The organism is Halomonas heilongjiangensis, assembly GCF_002879645.1.
In the GTDB taxonomy this organism is placed as follows: Bacteria; Pseudomonadota; Gammaproteobacteria; order Pseudomonadales; family Halomonadaceae; genus Halomonas; species Halomonas heilongjiangensis.
On sequence record NZ_PNRE01000036.1, the window covers coordinates 59,302 to 80,557 of the forward strand.

At 66.9% G+C, this 21,256-nt stretch carries 19 protein-coding genes and 7 tRNA genes (1 of these 26 cut by a window edge); 13 read left to right on the forward strand and 13 right to left on the reverse strand.

Features of this window, described 5'->3' with window-relative positions; all coding sequences use genetic code 11:
* Positions 1-76: transfer RNA gene (locus tag C1H66_RS22840), tRNA-Leu, on the forward strand (it extends 89 nt beyond the left edge of the window).
* Positions 77-136: 60 nt separating this feature from the next.
* A tRNA-Leu gene (locus C1H66_RS08015) sits at positions 137-223 on the forward strand.
* A gap of 132 nt (positions 224-355) precedes the next feature.
* Here the strand turns inward: C1H66_RS08015 and C1H66_RS08020 are convergent.
* The 3 genes from C1H66_RS08020 to C1H66_RS08030 form a co-directional block, all read right to left on the reverse strand.
* Positions 356-1,225 carry a DNA/RNA non-specific endonuclease gene (locus tag C1H66_RS08020; RefSeq protein WP_102627373.1) on the reverse strand — a complete coding sequence of 290 codons (870 nt, stop codon included), beginning with the start codon at positions 1,223-1,225 and terminating at the stop codon, positions 356-358.
* A gap of 85 nt (positions 1,226-1,310) precedes the next feature.
* The gene (locus tag C1H66_RS08025; RefSeq protein WP_102627374.1) at positions 1,311-1,586 is read right to left on the reverse strand and encodes an Lrp/AsnC family transcriptional regulator; all 276 of its coding nucleotides are present in this window, start codon (positions 1,584-1,586) and stop codon (positions 1,311-1,313) included.
* Between the two features lie 100 nt (positions 1,587-1,686).
* A complete protein-coding gene (locus C1H66_RS08030; RefSeq protein ID WP_102627375.1) occupies positions 1,687-2,148 on the reverse strand; it encodes a methylated-DNA--[protein]-cysteine S-methyltransferase in 462 nt (153 codons plus the stop codon).
* Between the two features lie 234 nt (positions 2,149-2,382).
* Here C1H66_RS08030 and C1H66_RS08035 point away from each other — a divergent pair, with 234 nt between their 5' ends.
* On the forward strand, positions 2,383-2,697 hold the full coding sequence (locus C1H66_RS08035) for a high-potential iron-sulfur protein (RefSeq protein WP_102627376.1): 315 nt from the start codon (positions 2,383-2,385) through the stop codon (positions 2,695-2,697).
* A 90-nt stretch (positions 2,698-2,787) separates the two neighbouring features.
* Here the strand turns inward: C1H66_RS08035 and C1H66_RS08040 are convergent, their stop codons facing one another.
* From C1H66_RS08040 to C1H66_RS08055, 4 genes are all read right to left on the reverse strand, one after another.
* A complete protein-coding gene (locus C1H66_RS08040) occupies positions 2,788-4,347 on the reverse strand; it encodes a SpoVR family protein (protein ID WP_102627377.1) in 1,560 nt (519 codons plus the stop codon).
* An 18-nt stretch (positions 4,348-4,365) separates the two neighbouring features.
* Entirely contained in the window at positions 4,366-5,649 is a 1,284-nt protein-coding gene (locus tag C1H66_RS08045; RefSeq protein WP_102627378.1) for a YeaH/YhbH family protein, read from the reverse strand.
* 30 nt (positions 5,650-5,679) lie between these two features.
* Entirely contained in the window at positions 5,680-7,602 is a 1,923-nt protein-coding gene (locus C1H66_RS08050; protein ID WP_102627379.1) for a PrkA family serine protein kinase, read from the reverse strand.
* Between the two features lie 265 nt (positions 7,603-7,867).
* Positions 7,868-9,880 carry an NADPH-dependent 2,4-dienoyl-CoA reductase gene (locus C1H66_RS08055; protein WP_102627380.1) on the reverse strand — a complete coding sequence of 671 codons (2,013 nt, stop codon included), beginning with the start codon at positions 9,878-9,880 and terminating at the stop codon, positions 7,868-7,870.
* Between the two features lie 106 nt (positions 9,881-9,986).
* Here C1H66_RS08055 and C1H66_RS08060 point away from each other — a divergent pair, with 106 nt between their 5' ends.
* Entirely contained in the window at positions 9,987-10,916 is a 930-nt protein-coding gene (locus tag C1H66_RS08060; RefSeq protein WP_102627381.1) for an alpha/beta fold hydrolase, read from the forward strand.
* Between the two features lie 46 nt (positions 10,917-10,962).
* Here the strand turns inward: C1H66_RS08060 and C1H66_RS08065 are convergent.
* The 6 genes from C1H66_RS08065 to C1H66_RS08090 form a co-directional block, all read right to left on the reverse strand.
* A tRNA-Asp gene (locus tag C1H66_RS08065) sits at positions 10,963-11,039 on the reverse strand.
* Between the two features lie 3 nt (positions 11,040-11,042).
* A tRNA-Val gene (locus tag C1H66_RS08070) sits at positions 11,043-11,119 on the reverse strand.
* A gap of 40 nt (positions 11,120-11,159) precedes the next feature.
* Positions 11,160-11,236 (reverse strand) — tRNA-Asp (locus C1H66_RS08075).
* 28 nt (positions 11,237-11,264) lie between these two features.
* Positions 11,265-11,341, reverse strand: a tRNA-Asp gene (locus C1H66_RS08080).
* Positions 11,342-11,381: 40 nt separating this feature from the next.
* Positions 11,382-11,457 (reverse strand) — tRNA-Val (locus tag C1H66_RS08085).
* A gap of 135 nt (positions 11,458-11,592) precedes the next feature.
* Positions 11,593-12,252 (reverse strand): alpha/beta family hydrolase, encoded by a 660-nt coding sequence (locus C1H66_RS08090; protein ID WP_102627382.1) that lies wholly within the window; start codon positions 12,250-12,252, stop codon positions 11,593-11,595.
* A 227-nt stretch (positions 12,253-12,479) separates the two neighbouring features.
* On the opposite strand from C1H66_RS08090, the gene ccoN reads away from it, so the two are divergent.
* From ccoN to C1H66_RS08135, 9 genes are all read left to right on the forward strand, one after another.
* The gene (gene ccoN, locus C1H66_RS08095; protein WP_102627383.1) at positions 12,480-13,904 is read left to right on the forward strand and encodes a cytochrome-c oxidase, cbb3-type subunit I; all 1,425 of its coding nucleotides are present in this window, start codon (positions 12,480-12,482) and stop codon (positions 13,902-13,904) included.
* 23 nt (positions 13,905-13,927) lie between these two features.
* A complete protein-coding gene (gene ccoO / locus C1H66_RS08100; protein ID WP_102627384.1) occupies positions 13,928-14,536 on the forward strand; it encodes a cytochrome-c oxidase, cbb3-type subunit II in 609 nt (202 codons plus the stop codon).
* A gap of 1 nt (position 14,537) precedes the next feature.
* Entirely contained in the window at positions 14,538-14,765 is a 228-nt protein-coding gene (locus C1H66_RS08105; RefSeq protein ID WP_102627385.1) for a cbb3-type cytochrome oxidase subunit 3, read from the forward strand.
* Positions 14,762-15,691, forward strand: a complete 930-nt coding sequence (ccoP, locus tag C1H66_RS08110; RefSeq protein ID WP_102627386.1) for a cytochrome-c oxidase, cbb3-type subunit III — start codon at positions 14,762-14,764, stop codon at positions 15,689-15,691. The genes C1H66_RS08105 and ccoP overlap by 4 nt, the downstream gene beginning before the upstream one ends.
* 126 nt (positions 15,692-15,817) lie before the next feature.
* Positions 15,818-17,257, forward strand: a complete 1,440-nt coding sequence (gene ccoG / locus C1H66_RS08115) for a cytochrome c oxidase accessory protein CcoG (protein ID WP_102627387.1) — start codon at positions 15,818-15,820, stop codon at positions 17,255-17,257.
* Between the two features lie 2 nt (positions 17,258-17,259).
* Positions 17,260-17,775: a FixH family protein gene (locus C1H66_RS08120; RefSeq protein ID WP_276308828.1), complete on the forward strand. Its 516-nt coding sequence runs from the start codon at positions 17,260-17,262 to the stop codon at positions 17,773-17,775.
* 37 nt (positions 17,776-17,812) lie between these two features.
* On the forward strand, positions 17,813-20,281 hold the full coding sequence (locus C1H66_RS08125) for a heavy metal translocating P-type ATPase (RefSeq protein WP_102627388.1): 2,469 nt from the start codon (positions 17,813-17,815) through the stop codon (positions 20,279-20,281).
* Entirely contained in the window at positions 20,278-20,511 is a 234-nt protein-coding gene (gene ccoS / locus C1H66_RS08130) for a cbb3-type cytochrome oxidase assembly protein CcoS (RefSeq protein WP_102627389.1), read from the forward strand. Before C1H66_RS08125 ends, ccoS begins: the two co-directional genes overlap by 4 nt.
* The gene (locus C1H66_RS08135; RefSeq protein ID WP_102627390.1) at positions 20,511-21,209 is read left to right on the forward strand and encodes a sulfite exporter TauE/SafE family protein; all 699 of its coding nucleotides are present in this window, start codon (positions 20,511-20,513) and stop codon (positions 21,207-21,209) included. Before ccoS ends, C1H66_RS08135 begins: the two co-directional genes overlap by 1 nt.
* Positions 21,210-21,256: the final 47 nt, after the last annotated feature.

Below are 21,256 nucleotides of genomic sequence, written 5' to 3' on the forward strand. Positions count from 1 at the left end.
GGAATTGGTAGACGCGCTAGCTTCAGGTGCTAGTGTCCTTTCGGACGTGGAGGTTCAAGTCCTCTCCTGGGCACCATCACCCGATGCGCCGACAGGCGTGCAGTGATGGCCGCGAACACGACGTGATGCATGATGCGCCCAGGTGGCGGAATTGGTAGACGCGCTAGCTTCAGGTGCTAGTATCCTTACGGATGTGGAGGTTCAAGTCCTCTCCTGGGCACCACTTCTTCAGTGCCCGCGTCGTGCAGAGCAGCGAAGTCGCATCCCCGGCGGATGCCATGAGATGCAACGAAGAGAACCGCGACCCGATCGCGGTTTTTTTGTGCCCGCTCCCCGGGCGCTTGCCGGAAGATTCTCACTGGAACCTGCCCGGTAGCCTCGCCACCTCGTCGAGCCCCCATCCCTCGGTCACCACCTCGCCTTCCAGTGCGGCGGCGGCCCCTTCGGGCAACCGGGGAAAGAAGTTCAGGCCGGTGCGCGCCTCCACCTCGTCGATACTCACCAGATAGTCGTCCAGCGACTCATTGCCGCCCACCTCCTGGGGCATGATGAAGGCCAGCGCCCTGGGCGACTCGGCCGGCACCACGATGATCTTGTAGAAGGCCTCGGGAATCTCCACCAGCCCCACCCGATTGAAGACGTTGTCGAGAAAACGCTCGGGGAACACCGGCCCGGCGATCACCTGGACCACCCCGAAACGCGGCACGAAGTGGTCGATCACCACCTCCTCGAGGCGTTGCCACAGGCGACGGTTGAGGTCCGGGCGCTGGGGCGACATGTTGCTCATGTAGAAGGTGTCACGCTGCGCCTCGCGGCCATGCACCACGGCGATGGCATAGTTTGGTGCCAGGTGGCCTCGATCGTAGCCGCTGCCGAAATAGCTGTCGGTGGCGATGGGCCAGAGGGTGCGCCAGTCGCGCCGGAAGTCGGGACGCGATCCGGCTCGGGGCTCCTCCACCGCATGCAGCAGATAGCTGACCCACAGCGGGTTGACCCGCACGTCGGACCAGCCGACCAGGAAGCCCTCGTTGCGCAGCACGCGATGCAGGGTCAATGGCGAGGGAGTCTCCCAACTCGGCACCCCCATCCAACTGAGCCGGTCGCGGTAGTCACGCTCCTGGGTATACCAGAGGCCGCTGCCGACCACCACGAACAGCAGGGTAATGCCAAAGCGACGCACCTGCCGGCGCCAGCGGGAACGAACGGGAATTCGGCGGCGAGTCATCCTTGAGCGTGTCACATCCAGTCGGTGAGCGTCGGGCGGGCGCCCCGACATCACGCCGGGGGGCGGGAGCGCGTAACAGCGGTGACTACCAGCCCAGCGAGAACATGGTCTCCAGGTCGTGGCGCGAATGTACCTGCATGGCATTGAGGGTCTCGGTGTCGCGGATCCCCTCGACGGCATTGAGGCGCTCGGTGACCAGTTCGGCGAGGCTCTCGAAATCACGGGTGCGGGCGATCGCCACCAGGTCGTAGCGGCCACAGGTGGAATAGACCTCGCTGATCCCCTCGACATCGGCCAGCCGCTCGGCCACCGACTTGACCTGCCCCTTCTCGGTGTTGATCAGAATCACGGCATTCTGCATCGGGCACTCCCCTGCTCAAGAATGGCTTTCCCGCCGACCGGGACGCCGCCGGAACTGGCGCGAGTATAGCAGGGCGGCACAGCGGGCAGCACCCACCCGCTCATGCCACCCCCTCCAGGGTCAGCAACCGGCGCTTGAGGGCCGGCCCGCCGCTATAGCCACCGAGCCCGTCGGCGGCCACCACCCGGTGACAGGGAATCAGCAGTGGCAGCGGGTTGGCGCCACTGGCCGCCCCGATGGCGCGCGCCGCCCCCTCGCGACCGAGTCGCCGGGCCAGGTCGCCGTAAGTGCGGGTCTCGCCATAGGGAATGCGCAGCAGCGCCGCCCAGACCTGGCGCTGGAACTCACTGCCGCCCGGCGCCAGGGTCAGGCTGAAGTGACGACGCCGGCCTGCCAGATAGGCCAGCACCTGCTCCCGGGCATCAAAGAGAGCGGCATCGTCGCAATCTGCCTCCGCCGGATCGGGGGCCTCCTCGGCGGCCAGCACCAGTCGATGCAGGCCGTCGTCATCACCGCACAGCAGGATCTCGCCGAGCGGGGAGTCAAAGCGGGTATAGATCATGGCGGCTCCTCCGAATGGACAGTGGCGCGACCGAATGCCGCACTGGCCTGGCTCGGTTCGCGTCGCGTCTGGCACTCCACTACCATAGAACAGTCGAACTCCGGCGTGCAGTTTCTGTCGGAGGTAGGGGTAACCAATGCCCCGTAACAGAGGTGGCCAACCACCCGCAAGGACATGGGCAGTGCCAAGCTGCCCGATCGTGACGACCCTCTACCGTGATGACAAGGAGATACCATGGCCAAGCATAGCCGCCGGGATTTCATGCGCCACAGCCTGCTGGGTATAGCTGCCCTGCCGCTGGGTGCCGGAATCCTGTCCAGATCCGCCTTCGCCCAGGACCTGCCGCGCCTCGACCCCGCCTCCGATCAGGCCCAGGCCCTGAACTACGTAGAGGACGCCAGCGAGGCCAGCGACCACCCGGCCTACGAGGAGGGCGAGACCTGCGACAACTGCATGTTCTGGCAGGCCGACAACGAGGGCTGCCAACTGTTCCCGCAGAACAGCGTCGAACCCGGCGGATGGTGCCAATCCTGGACCGCCCAGGGCTGAGCCACCGCAGGGCGCCGCCCTGCCTGCCGAGACGAGACCCGCGCCAGGAGCGCGGGTCTCGTCGTTCCCGACGCCGGATTCTGGCGGCGTCTACTCCTGACGTGCCTCGTCGGGCAAGGGCCACTGGTAGCGACGGACCACTTCTTCGCCCTCCACCGACTCCAGCTTCACCGGAAAGCCCCACAGTTGGTGCAGGTGGCGGATCACCGGATAGACGCTGCGGGCCAGCGGCCGACGGCTGTCCTGGACATGGCGCAGGGTCAGCGAGCGGTCGCCGCGGATATCCGCCGAGTAGACCTGGATGTTGGGCTCGCGCACCGACAGCGCGTACTGGGTGGCCAGGGAGTCGCGAATCCGTCGATAGCCCCGCTCGTCATGGATCGCCGCCACCTCCAGCATCTCCTCCTGATCGTCGTCCACCACCATGAACAGCTTGAGGTCGCGGATCACCTTGGGCGACAGGAACTGCTGGATGAAGGACTCGTCCTTGAAGTTGCGCATGGCGAAATCCAGGGTCGCGCGCCAGTCACTGCCCGCCGCGTCGGGGAACCACTCGCGATCCTCGGCGGTAGGGGCCTCGCAGAGCCGCTTGAGGTCGGAGAAGATGGCGAAGCCCAGCGCGTAGGGATTGATGCCGCCATAGTAGGGGCTGTCGAAGGCGGGCTGACTGACCACCGCGGTATGGGACTGCAGGAATTCCAGGATCAGCCCCTCATCCACCAGGCCCTCTTCATAGAGCCGATTCATCAGGGTGTAGTGCCAGAAGGTCGCCCAGCCCTCGTTCATCACCTGGGTCTGGCGCTGGGGATAGAAGTACTGGGCCAGCTTGCGCACGATGCGCACCACCTCCCGCTGCCACGGCGCCAACAACGGGGCATTCTTCTCGATGAAGTAGAGCAGGTTCTCCTGGGGCTCGGCAGGATAACGCCCCCCCTCGTGCAGTCCCAGGGGGTCATCCTCCTCATCGGCACCGCCGGCCAACGCCTCGGGCATCTCCCGTCCGGGAATGGTCCGCCACAGGGTATTGACCTGGGCCTGCAGGTACTCCTCGCGCTCCTTCTGTCGCTGCGCCTCCTCGGCGGCGGAGATCGGTGAAGGACGCTTGTAGCGATCGACCCCGTAGTTCTGCAGCGCATGGCAGGCGTCGAGCAACTGCTCGACCGCCGTCACCCCGTGGCGCTCCTCGCACTCGGCGATGTATTTCCGGGCGAACACCAGGTAGTCGATGATCGAGGAGGCGTCGGTCCAGGTGCGAAACAGGTAGTTGCCCTTGAAGAAGGAGTTGTGGCCGTAGCAGGCGTGGGCCATCACCAGCACCTGCATCATCAGGGTGTTCTCCTCCATCAGGTAGGCGATGCAGGGGTCGGAATTGATCACCAGTTCGTAGGCCAGCCCCATCTGGCCACGCCGGTAGGCCTGCTCAACCGCCAGGAACTGCTTGCCGAACGACCAGTGGTGATAGCCCACCGGCATGCCCACGCTGGCATAGGCATCCATCATCTGCTCGGTGGTGATGATCTCGATCTGGTTGGGATAGGTGTCGAGCCGGTACTCGTCGGCCAGTCGCGCGATCTCGTGCTCGAAGTCGGTCAGGATCTCGAAGCTCCAGTCGGAGCCGGTGGCGATCGGCTTGCGTCGGGTCAGGGTCATGGTGCCTCCTTGGCCGTCTCACTGAACGACACGGCGCCGAAACAGCTCACGGAACACCGGGTAGATGTCGCCGGCCTCGACGATCTGCCGCATGGCGAAACGCTCGGGGAACTCGTCGGCCACGCTCTCGTACTCCTCCCATAGCGCCTGATGGGCGTGGGGAGTGATCTCCACATAAGTGAAGTACTGCAGCCGCGGCATCAGGGTCTTCATCAGCAGGTCACGGCAGGTGACCGAATCGTCGTCCCAGTTGTCACCGTCCGAGGCCTGGGCCACGTAGAGGTTCCACTGCCCGGGGGGGTAGCGCTTGGCGATGATCTCGTCGACCAGGGTCAGGGCACTGGAGACGATGGTGCCGCCGGTCTCCCGCGAATAGAAGAACTCCTCCTCGTCGACCTCCTTGGCGGCGGTATGGTGGCGCACGAAGACCAGCTCGACCTTCTCGTAGTTGCGCTCGAGAAACAGGTAGAGCAGCAGGAAGAAACGCTTGGCGATGTCCTTGTGGGCCTGAGTCATGGAACCCGAGACGTCCATCACGCAGAACATCACCGCCTTGGTCGAGGGCTGCGGCTGATTGATCAGGTTGTTGTAGCGCAGGTCGTAGGTATCGATGAAGGGCACCGATTCCAGGCGCTTCTCGAGGCGCTCGATCTCGGTCTTGAGTTCATTGATCCGCGCCGGGTTGCGCAGCACCGGATCCTTGGACTCCTCCTCTTCCAGCGCCTCCCGGGCTTCACGCAGGGCACGCCGAATGGGCGCCCGCATGGCGATGCGCCGGGCATGCGCCTCGCGCATGGAGCGCACGATATTGATCCTCGCAGGAACGCCATCGCGTGACACGCCCGCCCGCACCGGCCGCACCTCGTCGAGATCCACCAGGGACTTGCGCTCCAGATGCGGTAGCTCGAGGCCGTCGAAGACGAAGTCGAGGAACTCCTCGCGCGAGAGGGTAAAGGCGAACTCGTCCATGCCCTCGCCCTGGTTCGAGGCGCCCCCTTCTCCGGCGCCGCCGCCACCACCGCCCCCGCCGGGACGGCGCAGCCGGTCACCCTCGACGAACTCCTTGTTCCCGGGCGTGACGATGGCGCGCTTGCCCCCCGGGCCGTGCTGGAACACCGGCTCGGAGATGTCCCGGCTGGGGATCGATACCTTCTCGCCACGCTCCATGTCGGTGATCGAGCGACGATTCACCGCCTCCTCCACGGAGCGCTTGATATGGGTACGATAGCGATCGAGGAAGCGCTGTCGGTTGACCGCGCTCTTGTGCTTGGCATTGGCACGGCGATCGATGAAATAGGTCATGTGACCTCCCGGCTTGTGGCCGTCACCTCGTCATTGCGACTTGCGCACCCGCAGGTACCACTCGGAGAGCAGGCGCACCTGCTTCTCGGTGTAACCGCGGTCGACCATCCGCGCCACGAAATCCTCGTGCTTCTTCTGATCCGCGGTCGAGGCCTTGGCGTTGAAGGAGATCACCGGCAGCAGTTCCTCGGTATTGGCGAACATCTTCTGCTCGATCACCCCCTTGAGCTTCTCGTAGGACTGCCAGCTGGGATTCATGCCATTGTTCTGGGCGCGCGCCCGCAGCACGAAGTTCACCACCTCGTGGCGGAAGTCCTTGGGATTGGAGATGCCGGCCGGCTTTTCGATCTTCTCCAACTCCTCGTTGAGGGACTGGCGGTTGAGGAACTCACCGGTCTCGGGATCGCGGTACTCCTGATCCTGGATCCAGAAGTCGGCATAGGTGACGTAGCGATCGAAGATGTTCTGGCCGTACTCGGAGTAGGACTCCAGGTAGGCGGTCTGGATCTCCTTGCCGATGAAATCCACATAGCGCGGCGCCAGGAACTCCTTGATGAAGCGCAGGTAGCGCTCGAAGGTCTCCTTGGGCAGTTGCTCCTGTTCCAGGCGCTGCTCGAGCACGTAGAGCAGGTGCACCGGATTGGCGGCGATCTCGTGGTTGTCGAAGTTGAACACCTTGGAGAGGATCTTGAAGGCGAAGCGCGTCGACAGGCCGTCCATGCCCTCATCGACCCCGGCGGCGTCGCGGTACTCCTGGATCGACTTGGCCTTGGGATCGGTGTCCTTGAGGTTCTCGCCGTCGTAGACGCGCATCTTGGAGTAGATGCTGGAGTTCTCCGGCTCCTTGAGCCGCGACAGCACCGAGAACTGCGCCAGCATGCGCAGCGTGTCCGGCGCGCAGGGCGCCTCGGCCAGCGAGGAGTGCTCGAGGAGCTTCCTGTAGATGTTGATCTCCTCGGTGACCCGCAGGCAGTAAGGCACCTTGACGATATAGACCCGGTCGAGGAAGGCCTCGTTGTTGCGGTTGTTGCGGAAGGCCTGCCACTCGCTCTCGTTGGAGTGGGCCAGCACGATACCCTCGAAGGGGATCGCCCCCATGCCCTCGGTGGGGTTGTAGTTGCCCTCCTGGGTGGCGGTAAGCAGCGGATGCAGCACCTTGATCGGCGCCTTGAACATCTCGATGAACTCCATCAGCCCCTGGTTGGCCTTGCACAAGCCGCCGGAGAAGCTGTAGGCATCGGGGTCGTCCTGGGAATGGAGCTCGAGCTGACGGATGTCCACCTTGCCGACCAGCGAGGAGATGTCCTGGTTGTTCTCGTCACCCGGCTCGGTCTTGGAGATGGCGATCTGGTTGAGGCGCGAGGGGTAGAGGCGTGCCACCCGGAACTGGGAGATGTCACCGCCGTACTCCTTGAGGCGCTTGGCCGCCCAGGGCGACATCACGCTCTTGAGGTAGCGCGGCGGGATGCCATACTCCTTCTCGAGCAGCTCACCGTCCTCCTCCGGCGAGAACAGTCCCAGCGGCGATTCATAGACCGGCGAGCCCTTGATGGCATAGAAGGGCACCTTCTCCATCAGCAGCTTGAGCCTCTCGGCCAGCGACGACTTGCCGCCCCCCACCGGCCCCAGCAGGTAAAGGATCTGCTTGCGCTCCTCCAGCCCCTGGGCGGCGTGGCGGAAGTAGGCCACGATCTGCTCGATGGCCTCTTCCATGCCGTAGAACTCGGAAAACGCCGGATAGCGCCGGATCACCTTGTTGGAGAAGATCCTCGAGAGCCGCGAGTCCTTGGCGGTGTCGATCACCTCTGGCTCGCCGATGGCCTCCAGTATCCGTTCCGCCGCACTGGCATAGGCCACGGGCTCCTGGCGACAGAGCTCCAGATACTCCTGCAGGGACATCTCTTCCTGCTGGACACGAGCGAAGCGATTCTGCACATGATCGAAGATACTCATCGATGCCTCCTGTATGCCCGGTTCCCCGGCCGCTCGATTTGCAGAGCCTGCCGGAGTGGGTATCCATCAGCGTAGACAGCATCAGCGGATAACGGTTTACCGATCAAGTCAACGCACGGAGCCCTATCCCCTATGAACCCGGCAGAAGTGCCCGGTTCGCGAAAGAAATGTGCAGTTTTAAACGTTGAGAGAACGCTACCCGCCGGCAGGCCTCGGCGGGCAGTGCAGAGGATAGGCGATCAGGCCCGAGGTGACCCGACGATGGTCACAGCCGGGCCGCCAGCCGTGTCCCCTGATCGATGGCACGCTTGGCATCGAGTTCGGCGGCCTCATCGGCACCACCGATCACGTGCGCCTCCACCCCCGCCGCCTGCAACGGGTCGACCAGCTCTCGCACCGACTCCTGGCCGGCACAGACCACGATGCTGTCCACCTCGAGACACCGTGGCTCGCCATCGACGCGGATATGCAACCCCTCGTCGTCGATGCCGACGTACTCGCACCCGGCCAGCGCCTCGACACCACGGTGGCGCAGCGACGCCCGGTGCACCCAGCCGGTGGACTTGCCGAGCCCCTTGCCGGGCTTGGAGGCCTTGCGCTGCAGCAGGATGACCTGGCGTGGCGTCTCGGGCCGGTTCGGCGCCTTGAGCCCGCCACGGCGACTCACCGCCAGGTCCACCCCCCACTCGTCGCACCAGGCGTCGCGGTCGAGCGCGGGATGGCCCACATGGGTCAGCAGCTCCGCCACGTCGAAACCGATGCCCCCGGCACCGATGACCGCCACCCGCCGCCCGACCCGCTCCGGGTGGGTGATCGCCACGGGGTAGCTCATCACCCTGGGGTGATCGATGCCCGGGATATCGAGGCGCCGCGGGCGCACACCGGTGGCCAGCACCACCACATCGAACTCGCGCAGGGCATAGAGATCCGCTTCGCTGTTCAGGCGCACCCGCACACCGTGCTTCTCCAGCATCACCTTATAATAGCGCAGGGTCTCGTCGAACTCCTCCTTGCCGGGGATGCGGCGCGCATGGTTGAACTGGCCGCCCAGCTCGGCGTCGCGCTCGAACAGGGTGACCCGGTGGCCACGGCTCGCCGCGGTGACCGCCGTGGCCAGGCCCGCCGGCCCCCCGCCCACCACGGCGATCTCCCTCGGCGACTCGGCCGGCGAGATGACCAGTTCGGTCTCGTGGCAGGCCCGCGGATTGACCAGGCAGGAGGTGATCCGGCCCTGGAAGGTGTGATCCAGGCAGGCCTGGTTGCAGGCGATGCAGGTATTGATCTCTTCGGCGCGTCCGGCGGCGGCCTTGGTCAGCCAGGCCGGGTCGGCGAGGAAGGGCCGCGCCATGGAGACCATGTCGGCATGCCCCTCGGCCAGCACCCGCTCGGCCACCTCCGGCATGTTGATGCGGTTGGTGGTGATCAGCGGAATCGACAGCTCGGCCTTCATGCGCCGGGTCACCTCGGTGAAGGCGGCCCGGGGCACGCTGGTGACGATGGTCGGCACCCGCGCCTCGTGCCAGCCGATGCCGGTGTTGATCAGGTCGGCGCCGGCGGCCTCGATGGCCCGCCCCAGGGCGACGATCTCCTCGAAGGTGCTGCCCTCCTCCACCAGGTCGATCATCGACAGGCGGAAGATGATCAGGAAGTCGTCCCCCACCGCCGCACGCAGGCGGCGCACGATCTCGACGGGAAAGCGGCTGCGGTTCTCGAAGCTGCCACCCCAGTCGTCGTCGCGATGATTGGTGCGCGGGCAGACGAACTGGTTGATCAGATAGCCTTCGGAGCCCATCACCTCGACCCCGTCGTAACCGGCTTCGCGGGCCAGGGTGGCGCAGCGCACATAGTCGTCGATCTGGGCCTCGACCTCCTCGGAGGAGAGCGCCCGGGGCATGAAGGGATTGATCGGCGCCTGGATCGCCGAGGGGGCCACCAGCGCCGGAGTATAGGCATAGCGGCCGGCATGCAGGATCTGCAGGCAGAGCCGTCCGCCCTCCCGGTGCACGGCCTCCACCACCTCGCGATGCTCCGCCACCTGCTCGGGGTGCTGCAGGGTCGACGCCCCCTCGAAGACCGCCCCCTCGGGATTGGGCGCGATGCCACCGGTGACGATCAGGCCGACGCCCTCCCGGGCACGCTCGGCATAGAAGGCGGCCAGCCGCGCGAAGCCGCCGGGCGCCTCCTCGAGGTTGGTGTGCATGGAGCCCATCAGCACACGATTGGGCAGCGTCAGGTGGCCGACCTCGAGCGGTCGGAACAGGTAGGGGTAGGATGTCACGGTCTCGGGCCTCGCTTGCGGCAAGATTCAAACAACTGTATGACTGTCGCCATCAGAGTGCAACGACAGCGCCCAACAGACAATCCCGACCAAGGCCCAAGACCCCATGTCCGCGACACCCGAACGCCGGGAGGTTCCGCTCTCCCGCGGCGCCATCCACCTGACCCGCTTCCGCACCGTCGGCGCGCCCCGCGGTGTCGTGCTCTGCTGGCACGGCGCCATCGAGTCGGGGCGCATCTTCCACAGCCGCTCGGGCAGGGGCCTCGCCCCCTGGCTGGCTCGGCAGGGCTTCGATGTCTTCGTCGCCGACCAGCGTGGGCGGGGCCAGGCACCGCCGCGACCCGCACGGGGTATCGACCTCGACCAGACCGATGTCATCGTCGAGGAATTTCCCGCTGCCGTCGAGGCCTGTCTCGCACTGGCCGGCTCGTCCCGCCTGTGTCTGGTCACCCACTCCTGGGGCGGGGTGCTGGCGGCGTCGAGCCTGGCGCGCTTTCCAGCGCTGCGCGCGCGCATCGACCGTCAGGCCTTCTTCGGCACCAAGCGCAGCGTGCGCAGCTGGTCGCTCCAGCGGCTGCTCTACGTGGACCTGATCTGGAAGGGACTGGCGCCGGTGGCCTGCCGGTTGTGGGGGTACCTGCCGGCCCGGGCCCTGCACTGGGGCAGCGACGACGAATACGCCGGCAGCCATCGCCAGGGGGCCGACTGGGTGCGCCCCCGCCCCTGGATCGATACCCGGGACGGCTTCGACTACGCCGCGGCGCTGGCCAGCGGTGGCCTGCCACCCACCCTGCACCTGGCCGGCCGGGCCGATCGGGCCCTGGGGCATCCGGACGACGTCGCCCGCTTCGCCACCGAGTGCGGCCCCCACGAGCAGCGCCTGGTGCTGCTGGGTCAGGGCCCGGGGGCCGCACTCGGCCTGTCGCGCGACTATGGCCACCTGGACATGCTGACCCACCCCGAGGCGGCCCGGGAGGTCTTCCCGCTGGTCGTCGAGTGGTTCGAGCCGGGACGGGGAGGATCGGCGAAGGCCTGAAACAAAAGAACCCCGAGCCAGAGGCTCGGGGTTCGGGAATTCGTGATGGCGGACCGGACGGGACTCGAACCCGCGACCTCCGGCGTGACAGGCCGGCATTCTAACCGACTGAACTACCGGTCCGCATGGTGGGTGATACCGGACTCGAACCAGTGACCCCCAGCATGTGAGGCTGGTGCTCTAACCAACTGAGCTAATCACCCACGAACATCGGAACTGCGTGTTGCGACTGCCAGGCCATCATGGCGGACCGGACGGGACTCGAACCCGCGACCTCCGGCGTGACAGGCCGGCATTCTAACCGACTGAACTACCGGTCCACAAGATGACTCGCAGCTCGGAAGACGATGGCGGACCGGACGGGACTCGAACCCGCGACCTCCGGCGTGACAGGCCGGCATTCTAACCGACTGAACTACCGGTCCGCAGCGTGCTTCCAACGTGATCGGGCATTACCCGGGGCAATGGTGGGTGGTACAGGGTTCGAACCTGTGACCCCCAGCTTGTAAGGCTGGTGCTCTCCCAGCTGAGCTAACCACCCCCGGTCACGTGGCGCTGCATTCTACAGGGGCACCGCCCAATGTCAACGCTTTTTGCATCCCCGTGGCACCGCCCCGTTCGCCACATAACCGCCGCCTTTCATCGACTTGCCGGCATCGCCCGCGGCCCGGGGAGTTCATGCCTGCTCGGCCATGAAGGCGGCGATCACCCCGGCCGCCTCGGCGATCAGTTGCCCCTGATCACGCCGCGATGCGCGCCGCGGCTTCCAGTCATGATCGCCATCCTCGAGCCAGTGTACCCTGGCCACCTCGGGTAGGGCATGACCGGCCAGCTCCTCGCGGGTACCGAAGGGGTCGCGACTGCCCTGCACCACCAGGGTCGGACAGGCGAGCAGCGGCCAGTGGGCCAGGCGCAGGCTCTCGGGTCGGCGGGGGGGATGGAAGGGATAGCCGCAGAGCACCAGCCCGACCGCCTGGTCGCGCGCCGCGAACAGGCTGGCGGCCCGCCCGCCCATGGACTTGCCGCCGAGCCACAGGGGGGCGAGCGCCGGATGCGACACGGTGTCGCACCAGTGGGCCAGCTCGTCGACCAGGTGGTCGATGCGGGGAGGGGGGCGGCGGCGCGCCTCGCGGCGCATGCGCTGCATGTAGCCGAACTCGATGGCCAGGGTCTGGACGCCCTCCTCGGCGAGTGCCTGGCGCAGCGCCACCATCAGCGCCGAGTCCTGCCCAGCCCCCGCCCCATGGGCGATCAACAGGCGCCCAACGCGAGCCTCGCCACGGACTTCGAGAGGGCCGAGCCCCTCGACCAGCCAGCCTCCACGATCACCCGACAACAGGCGATCACGAAGCCGGCTCGGGGAGATACTGGCTTCGACTTGACAGAAGTGATTCGACACTCGAGACCCTCGCGAGTTCATGAAATGGCACGTAGATGTGTTCAGGTTGATGCGGGCCTGCGCTAGAATTCCGGCTGGATCTTGACCTGCATCATCCTGCGGGAGGCCGACCCGGGGCAGAATGCCGCGGGGCAACCCAATACCGCATTCGATGGGAACCTGACATGAGCACAGCACTTGAACACCCGACCTACAACTACAAGGTAGTTCGGCAGTTCGCGATCATGACGGTGGTGTGGGGCATCGTGGGCATGACCCTCGGTGTCATCCTCGCCGCACAGCTGGTATGGCCGCAACTCAACCTGGGGCTGCCGTGGACGAGCTTCGGCCGCCTGCGCCCCCTGCACACCAACGCCGTGATCTTCGCGTTCGGCGGTTCGGCACTCTTTGCCACCTCCTACTACGTGGTGCAGCGCACCTGCCAGACGCGGCTGTTCTCGGACAAGCTCGCGGCCTTCACCTTCTGGGGCTGGCAGGCGGTGATCCTGTCGGCGGTGATCTCCCTGCCGCTGGGCTTCACCACCACCAAGGAGTACGCCGAGCTGGAGTGGCCGATCAATATCCTGATCGCCGTGGTGTGGGTCAGCTATGCCATCGTCTTCCTGATGACGATCAAGAAGCGCAAGACCTCGCATATCTACGTGGCCAACTGGTTCTTCGCTGCCTTCATCCTGACCGTCGCGGTGCTGCACATCGTCAACAACGCCGCCATCCCGGTCACCGCCATGTATTCCACCTCCATCTACTCCGGTGCCATCGACGCCATGGTGCAGTGGTGGTACGGCCACAATGCGGTAGGCTTCTTCCTGACCGCCGGCTTCCTGGGGATGATGTACTACTTCGTGCCCAAGCAGGCCGAGCGCCCGGTCTACTCCTACCGCCTGTCCATCGTCCACTTCTGGGCGCTGATCATGGTCTACATGTGGGCCGGCCCGCACCACCTCCACTACACCGCCCTGCCCAACTGGGCCCAGTCGCTGGGCATGATCATGTCGATCATCCTGCTCGCTCCCTCCTGGGGCGGCATGATCAACGGCATGATGACCCTCTCGGGTGCCTGGCACAAACTGCGCACCGACCCGACCCTGCGCTTCCTGGTGGTCGCCCTCTCCTTCTACGGCATGTCGACCTTCGAGGGCCCGATGATGGCGGTCAAGACCGTCAACGCGCTCTCCCACTATACCGACTGGACCATCGGCCACGTGCATGCCGGCGCACTGGGCTGGGTGGCGATGATCACCATCGGCTCCATGTATCACCTGATCCCGCGCCTGTTCGGTCGCACCGAGATGTACTCGGTCGGCATGATCGCCGTGCACTTCTGGCTGGCGACCATCGGTACCGTGCTCTACATCGCCGCCATGTGGGTCAACGGCATCCTGCAGGGCCTGATGTGGCGCGCCATCAACCCCGATGGCACCCTGATGTACACCTTCATCGAGTCTGTCGAGGCCAGCGGCCCCGGTTACATCGTGCGCCTGATCGGTGGCCTGTGCTGGGTGCTGGGCATGTTGATCATGGCCTACAACGTCACCATGACCGTCAAGCGCAGTGATACCGTGCGCCAGCCGATTCCGCAGACTGCCTGAGCCAACCGGGGAAACCGACACCAATGAGACACGAGATCGTCGAAAAGAACGTCGGCCTGCTCGCCGTGCTGATCCTGGTGGTGATCAGTTTCGGTGGCCTGGCCGAGGTCGTGCCGCTGTTCTTCCAGAAGCAGACGACCGAACCCGTCGAGGGGCTGCGTCCGCTCTCCGCGCTGGAACTCGAAGGGCGTGACATCTATCGCCGCGAGGGCTGCGTCGGCTGCCACTCGCAGATGATTCGCCCCTTCCGCGCCGAGACCGAGCGCTACGGCCACTACAGCGTGGCCGGCGAGTCGGTCTACGACCACAACTTCCTGTGGGGCTCCAAGCGTACCGGCCCGGACCTGGCCCGCGTCGGCGGCCGCTACAGTGACGACTGGCACCGTGCCCACATGTACAACCCGCGTGACGTGGTGCCGGAGTCGATCATGCCGGCCTACCCGTGGCTGTTCGAGAACACCCTCGACGGGCGCGCCACGCCACGCAAGATGAAGGCCCTGCGTAGCCTCGGCGTCCCCTACACCGACGAACAGATCGAGAACGCCACCCGCGAAGTGCGCGGCCAGCAGGAGATCACCGCCCTGGTGGCCTACCTGCAACAGCTGGGCACCGTGCTCGAGGGCACGCGCTGACATGGATACCGGGACCTTTCGCGGCATCATCACCGGGCTGCTGATCCTGGCCTTCATCGGCATCACCGTCTGGGCCTATTCCAGGCGCCGCAAGCCGGACTTCGACGAGGCGGCCAACCTGCCCTTCGCCGACGATGATGAGCAACCGAACCGTGACAAGCGCCTCTCGCCGGAAGAGCGGACGCACGAGGCCGATTCCCGAGAAGACAAGGGAGACAGGAACACATGAACAATCTTTGGGATGACTCCCTTTCAGGCTTCTGGAGTGCCTGGATCATCGTCATCACGCTGGGCTCCATCGGGCTGGCCTTCTGGCTGCTCTATGCCAACCGCCGAACCGACAAGGCCCCCGACGCCGAGGGCAATGTCGAGACCACCGGCCACGCCGCCGACGGCATCGAGGAGTACGACAACCCGCTGCCACGCTGGTGGTTCCAGCTCTATGTCGGCACCGTGGTGTTCTCGCTGGGTTACCTGCTGCTCTACCCGGGGCTGGGCAACTTCGCCGGGGTCCTGGGCTGGACCCAGGAAGGTCAGTGGGAGGAGGAGGTGGCACGCGCCGAGGAGCGCTTCACGCCGATCTTCGCCCAGTACCAGGAAGTGCCGATCCCCGAACTGGCCGAAGACCCCGAGGCGATGCAGGTCGCCGAGCGCATCTACCTCAACAACTGTGCGGTGTGTCACGGCTCCAATGCCCGGGGCGGCTACGGCTTCCCCGACCTGACCGACGACGACTGGCTCTACGGCGGGGAACCGGAGCAGATCCTGACCACCCTGAGCCGGGGACGCAACGGCCTGATGCCGTCCTGGCAGCAGCTCGGTGAGAACAACATCGAGAACCTCACCCAGCATGTGCTGGCGCTCTCCGACCTGGAACATGATGCCGAGCCTGCCGAGCAGGGTGCCGCGCTCTTCGCCTCGGTGTGCGCCGCCTGCCACATGCCCGACGGCAGCGGCAACCAGGCCCTGGGGGCCCCCGATCTGACCAACGACACCTGGCTCTACCAGGCCCCGGGCCAGAGTGTCGCCGACGCGGTGCGCCAGACCCTGCGCAACGGCCGCAACGGCCACATGCCGGCCCAGGCGGCCTATATCGGCGAGGAGCGGGTCCACCTGGTCGCCGCCTATGTCTACAGCCTGCGCCTCCAGGACTGAGGCGGCCCGCACTGGACGGACAGGGTGCGGCCTCGGGTCGCACCCTGTCTCGTTGGGTCGAGGGGTAGATACAATGCACGACAGTCGTTCTTCCCCTCCTCCCGCCGAGCCCTCCGTGAGCCTGCCATGAGCGACAAGATACCGACGACAGACGTCACCCCGAGCCCGGTCGGCCAGCATGTACCGGGGGAAATCGTCTCCCAGGAGATGTACGCCAGCCGGCGCCACATCTACGTGCGCGAGATCCAGGGGGTCTTCCAGCGCCTTCGACGCGGCGCCAACTGGGGGCTGATGCTGCTCTTCTTCGGCCTGCCCTGGCTGCAGTGGGGGGATCGCCCGGCGGTCTGGTTCGACCTGCCGGGTCGCGAGTTCCATATCTTCGCCGCCACCTTCTACCCCCAGGAGTTCATGCTGCTCTCGTGGCTGCTGATCATCTGCGCCTTCGGCCTGTTCCTCATCACCGTCTTCGCCGGCCGCGTCTGGTGCGGTTACACCTGCCCCCAGAGCGTCTGGACCTTCCTGTTCATCTGGTTCGAGCATCGCCTGGAAGGGCCGCGCAACCGACGCATCAAGCTCGACAAGGCACCGATGACCCTCGACAAGGCCTGGCGCAAGGCGACCAAGCACGCCATCTGGCTGGCCATCGCCCTGGCGACCGGAATCACCTTCGTCGGCTACTTCACGCCGATCCGCGATCTGGTGATCGCGTTGCCGACCCTCGACGCCCATGGCTGGTCCTACTTCTGGGTCGGCTTCTTCCTGGTCTTCACCTACCTCAACGCCGGCTGGCTGCGCGAGCAGGTGTGCATCTACATGTGCCCCTACGCGCGCTTCCAGTCGGTGATGTTCGATGCCGACACCCTGATCGTCTCCTACGACGAGGCCCGCGGCGAGCCCCGCGGCTCACGCAAGAAGAGTCTCAGCCACCAGCAGGCGCGGGAAGCCGGTCACGGCGACTGCATCGACTGCGACCTCTGCGTGCAGGTCTGCCCCACCGGCATCGACATCCGTGACGGCCTGCAGTACGAGTGCATCACCTGTGCCGCCTGCATCGACGCCTGCGACAGCGTGATGGACAAGATGGGCTACCCCCGCGGCCTGATCCGCTACACCACCGAGAACGCCCTGGAGGGCAAGCCGAGTCGCATCCTGCGCCCGCGCCTGCTCGGCTACCTGGCGGCACTGCTGGTGATGGTTGGCGCCTTCGCCTGGGCACTGTCCGAGCGCATGCCGCTGGGCTTCGAGGTCGAGCGCGAGCGCAACCAACTGTTCCAGATGACCCGCGAGGGCCGCGTCAGTAACGTCTACACCCTGACCGTGCGCAACCTCGACCGCGAGGATCATGTCTATCGTCTCGCGGCACGCGGTCTACCCGGTCTCGAGCTGGACACCGACCGTATCCGCGTACCCGCCGGCGAATCGCGCCGAGCCGTGGTACAGATCACCGCCACCCCGGACGTGATCGAGTTGCCGAGCCACGCCATCCAGTTGCATCTCGCCGCCGAGGACAACGAACGCATTCACCTGGAGCGCGAGGCGCGCTTCATCGGACAGATCCGGAGATAACCGTGCAAGCCCACCCCGCGCCCCCCTGGTACAAGCAGTTCTGGCCCTGGTTCCTGATCGGCCTGTTGATGCTGTCGATCGGCGTCAGCTCGACCTTCGCCTTCCTCGCGGTGCTCAGCGCCGATGGCATGGTGCAGGAGGACTACTACGAGCACGGTCGTGCCATCAACATGGTGCTGGCCAAGCAGGAACGCGCCGCCGACCTGGGCCTGCAGGCCCGGCTGCGCATCGACCCCCTCACCAGCGACGTGGTGCTCGACCTCGAGGGGGACTCCCGCCCGGAGCGGCTCGACCTGGAACTGATCTTCCCCACCCAGGACGACCGCGATATCGAGCTGGTGCTGGAACATGTGCGCGACGGCCGCTACCTGGGACAGGCGCCGGACAACCTGCGCTATCGCTGGTACCTGCAGCTGCAGCCCGAGGGCGACTCGCCCGAGTGGCGCCTGGTCGGCGAGGCGCGCTTCCCCGACGAGAACGTCATCGCCCTGACGCCGGGCCGCCCGGCGGCAGAATGACCGTAATCCACCGCGGCGGCGTCACCCCGCCCACCCCATGACCGTAGAAGCCACCGCCGATATCGACCGCGACTGCTACCACTGCGGCAACCAGGTGCCCGCCGGGGCCTCCTGGTCGATCACCCTCGACGACCGGGCGCGGCCGCTCTGCTGCCCCGGTTGCGAGGCGGTGGCCCATGCCATCGTCGACGGCGGCCTCGCGAGCTACTACCGCTTCCGTACCGAACTGCCCGAGCGCCCGGACGAGCGCCAGGCGGTCAAGGCCGAGACCTGGGCGGTGTTCGATGACCCCGGCCTGCAGCGCCAGTTCGTGCACCCCGAGGCCGACGGTGGGCGCGTCCACGCCACCCTGGCGGTGGACGGCATCACCTGTGCCGCCTGCGCCTGGCTGATCGAGCACCGGCTCAACGCCCTGGAGGGCGTCGACTCCAGCGCGGTGAACCTGACCCACCATCGGGTACGGGTGGGCTGGGACCCGCAGCGGATCAAGCTGTCGCGACTCCTCGCCGAGATGGCGGCGATCGGCTACCAGGCCCAGCCCTACGAGCCCGACGAGGCCCAGAGCCGCCTGCAGCGGGAAGAGCGCATGAACGTGCGCCGGCTGATCGTCGCCGCCGTGGGCATGGCCCAGGTGATGATGTTCTCGATCCCCATCTACGTGTCCGCGCCCGGCGAGATCAGCGACGACTTCCTCGCCCTCTTCCACTGGCTCTCCTTCGCCCTGGCCACCCCGGTGGTGTTCTTCTCGGCCCTGCCCTTCTTCCGCAATGCCGCGCGCGACCTGCGCACCCGGGTGCTCGGCATGGACGTGCCGGTGTCGATCGCCATCGGCGGTGCCTACCTCGCCAGTGGCTATGCGGTGCTCTCCGGCACCGGCGAGGTCTACTTCGATTCGGTGGCCATGTTCACCTGTTTCCTGCTCTTCGGCCGCTACGTGGAGGCCCGCGCCCGGCGCCGCAGCGGCCACAGCGGCAATGCAATGTCCGGCGCCCTGCCGCTCTCGGCGATTCGCCTCACCGACGGGGGCGAGGAGCGCATCCTGCCGGCCAGCGAGCTCGCCCCCGGCGACCGGGTGCTGGTCAAGCCCGGCCATGGCGTGCCCGCCGACGGCGTGATCGAGGACGGCGAGTCGAGCCTCGACGAATCGATGCTCACCGGCGAGTACCTGCCGGTGACCCGCCGCCCGGGTGAGACCGTCACCGGCGGCAGCCAGAACATCGAGAGCCCGCTGGTGGTACGCGTCACCCACGCCGGGCGCGAGACCCGGGTCGCCGGCATCGTCGACCTCACCGACCGCGCCTTCGCCAGCCGTCCACGGCTCGCCCAGATGGCCGCCCGCATGTCGCACCTCTTCGTGCTGCGGCTGCTGCTGGTGACCGCCTGTGTCTCCACCGTCTGGTGGTTCATCGATCCGTCGCGGATGCTCTGGGTCACGCTCTCGGTGCTGGTGGTGACCTGTCCATGTGCCCTGGCGCTCGCCACCCCCACGGCGCTGACCGCCGGCCACGGCCAGCTGCGCCGCCGCGGTGTGCTGGTGACCCGCGCCAATGCCATCGAGGCGCTCTCCCAACTCGACCGGGTGATCCTCGACAAGACCGGCACCCTGACCACCGGCCGCATGGCGCTGGTGGAGACCCGCCCACTCGGGGACCTCGACGAGGCACGCGCCCGGGTGCTGGCCGCGGCCCTGGAGGCGAGTTCGGAGCACCCTATCGCCCGCGCCTTCCACCCACACCGCGACGCCACGGTGCGCGCCCGGAACGTGGTCAGCCGCACCGGCCAGGGCCTGGAGGGCGAGATCGCGGGCCGCCCCTGGCGGCTCGGCAAGCCCGCCTTCGCCGCGCCGACGCAGGCCCCGAGCCCACCGGGCGAGGGACAGTGGCTGCTGCTCGCCGAGGCGGGCGAGCCGCGTGCCTGGTTCGCCCTGCACGACCATCTCCGTGAGGAGGCGGCCGCCACCGTCACCGCCCTCCAGGCGCTGGGGCTGCAGGTGGAGCTGCTCTCCGGTGATACCCCCGAGGCGGTGGGCCGGCTCGCCGCGCGTCTCGGCATCGCCACCTGGCGGGCCTCGGCCAGTCCCGAAGACAAGCTCGAGCGTATCCAGGCCCTGCAGGCCGGGGGCGAGAAGGTGGCGATGGTCGGCGACGGCATCAACGACGTGCCGGTGCTGGCCGGCGCCGACGTGGCCATCGCCATGAACGGTGCCACCGACCTGGCCCGCACCAGCGCCGACGCCGTCTTGCTCAGCCCGCGGCTGACGCGTATCGTCGAGGCGATCGAGATCAGTCGGGCCACCCGCCGGATCATGCGCCAGAACATGATCTGGTCGGTGTGCTACAACGTCTCGGCGCTGCCACTGGCGGCCATCGGCATCGTGCCGCCCTGGGTCGCCGCTCTCGGCATGTCGGCCAGCTCCCTGGTGGTGGTGGGCAATGCCCTGCGGCTCAACCGCTTCCGCTCGGCCGTCACGCCATTCGTCCCGACGCCCCGGCTGGTGAACGCATGAGCATCCTCTACCTGCTGATTCCACTGTCGCTGATCCTGCTGGGGCTGGCCGTGTGGGCCTTCTTCTGGGCGGTCAAGCATGACCAGTTCGAGGACCTCGAGGGCCCCGCCCATCGCATCCTCTTCGACGAGGACGAGAACGATCTTCTCCCCGAGGAACGCGAGCGCCGGCGACGGTCGCGGGGCGAGGTCGACCACCCCCCCGCTGACCGGGAGGAGCCACCGCGCTGATGGATCCCACCGGCCTGGGTCTACCGCCCCTGCTGGCGGCCTTCGTCTTCGGCCTGCTCGGCGGCGCCCACTGCATCGGCATGTGTGGCGGCATCATGAGTGCCCTGACCTTCGCCGTCCCCCCCAGCATGCGCTCTACGGCCCGACTCTCCGGGCTACTGCTCGGCTACAACCTCGGGCGCATCGCCAGCTACATGGTCGCCGGTGCCCTGGCGGCCGGGCTCGGTACCCTGGTCGCGATCACCCCGGTCACCCGCCTGGTGCTGCAGGGGCTGGCCGCGGTGATGCTGATCCTGATGGCGCTCTATATCGCCGACTGGTGGAAGGGGCTGCTCAGGGTGGAGGCCCTGGGCAAGCGGCTGTGGCGCCACCTGGAACCCGTGGGCCGGCGGCTGATGCCGGTGGTGAGGGTCCCCCAGGCGGTGGCGCTGGGGGCCGTCTGGGGCTGGCTGCCGTGCGGGCTGGTCTACTCGATGCTCGCCTGGAGCCTGGCGACCGCGGCCCCGCACCAGGGCGCCCTGCTGATGGGCGCCTTCGGCCTGGGTACCCTGCCGGCGCTGCTGGCCACCGGGCTGGCGGCACGCCAGCTCGGCGGCCTGATCCGCCACCGTGCCACCCGCACCCTGGCCGCGGTGTCGATCATCGCCTTCGCCCTGTGGCAGCTCTGGGGCCTGCTGCCGGGTGCCGGCCACGCCTGACCCCGCCCGACGAATTCGCCCCCGCTTGACGCAGCTCAACACGGCCC

What these genes read in the sequence shown, in the direction of transcription:
- C1H66_RS08060 (WP_102627381.1), top strand. Translation starts at nt 9,987, where the DNA reads ATGTCCGCGACACCCGAACGCCGGGAGGTTCCGCTCTCCCGCGGCGCC.
- ccoP (WP_102627386.1), top strand. Translation starts at nt 14,762, where the DNA reads ATGAACAATCTTTGGGATGACTCCCTTTCAGGCTTCTGGAGTGCCTGG.
- C1H66_RS08020 (WP_102627373.1), bottom strand. Translation starts at nt 1,225, where the DNA reads ATGACTCGCCGCCGAATTCCCGTTCGTTCCCGCTGGCGCCGGCAGGTG.
- C1H66_RS08025 (WP_102627374.1), bottom strand. Translation starts at nt 1,586, where the DNA reads ATGCAGAATGCCGTGATTCTGATCAACACCGAGAAGGGGCAGGTCAAG.
- C1H66_RS08105 (WP_102627385.1), top strand. Translation starts at nt 14,538, where the DNA reads ATGGATACCGGGACCTTTCGCGGCATCATCACCGGGCTGCTGATCCTG.
- ccoO (WP_102627384.1), top strand. Translation starts at nt 13,928, where the DNA reads ATGAGACACGAGATCGTCGAAAAGAACGTCGGCCTGCTCGCCGTGCTG.
- C1H66_RS08040 (WP_102627377.1), bottom strand. Translation starts at nt 4,347, where the DNA reads ATGACCCTGACCCGACGCAAGCCGATCGCCACCGGCTCCGACTGGAGC.
- ccoN (WP_102627383.1), top strand. Translation starts at nt 12,480, where the DNA reads ATGAGCACAGCACTTGAACACCCGACCTACAACTACAAGGTAGTTCGG.
- ccoS (WP_102627389.1), top strand. Translation starts at nt 20,278, where the DNA reads ATGAGCATCCTCTACCTGCTGATTCCACTGTCGCTGATCCTGCTGGGG.
- ccoG (WP_102627387.1), top strand. Translation starts at nt 15,818, where the DNA reads ATGAGCGACAAGATACCGACGACAGACGTCACCCCGAGCCCGGTCGGC.
- C1H66_RS08125 (WP_102627388.1), top strand. Translation starts at nt 17,813, where the DNA reads ATGACCGTAGAAGCCACCGCCGATATCGACCGCGACTGCTACCACTGC.
- C1H66_RS08135 (WP_102627390.1), top strand. Translation starts at nt 20,511, where the DNA reads ATGGATCCCACCGGCCTGGGTCTACCGCCCCTGCTGGCGGCCTTCGTC.
- C1H66_RS08035 (WP_102627376.1), top strand. Translation starts at nt 2,383, where the DNA reads ATGGCCAAGCATAGCCGCCGGGATTTCATGCGCCACAGCCTGCTGGGT.
- C1H66_RS08045 (WP_102627378.1), bottom strand. Translation starts at nt 5,649, where the DNA reads ATGACCTATTTCATCGATCGCCGTGCCAATGCCAAGCACAAGAGCGCG.
- C1H66_RS08030 (WP_102627375.1), bottom strand. Translation starts at nt 2,148, where the DNA reads ATGATCTATACCCGCTTTGACTCCCCGCTCGGCGAGATCCTGCTGTGC.
- C1H66_RS08050 (WP_102627379.1), bottom strand. Translation starts at nt 7,602, where the DNA reads ATGAGTATCTTCGATCATGTGCAGAATCGCTTCGCTCGTGTCCAGCAG.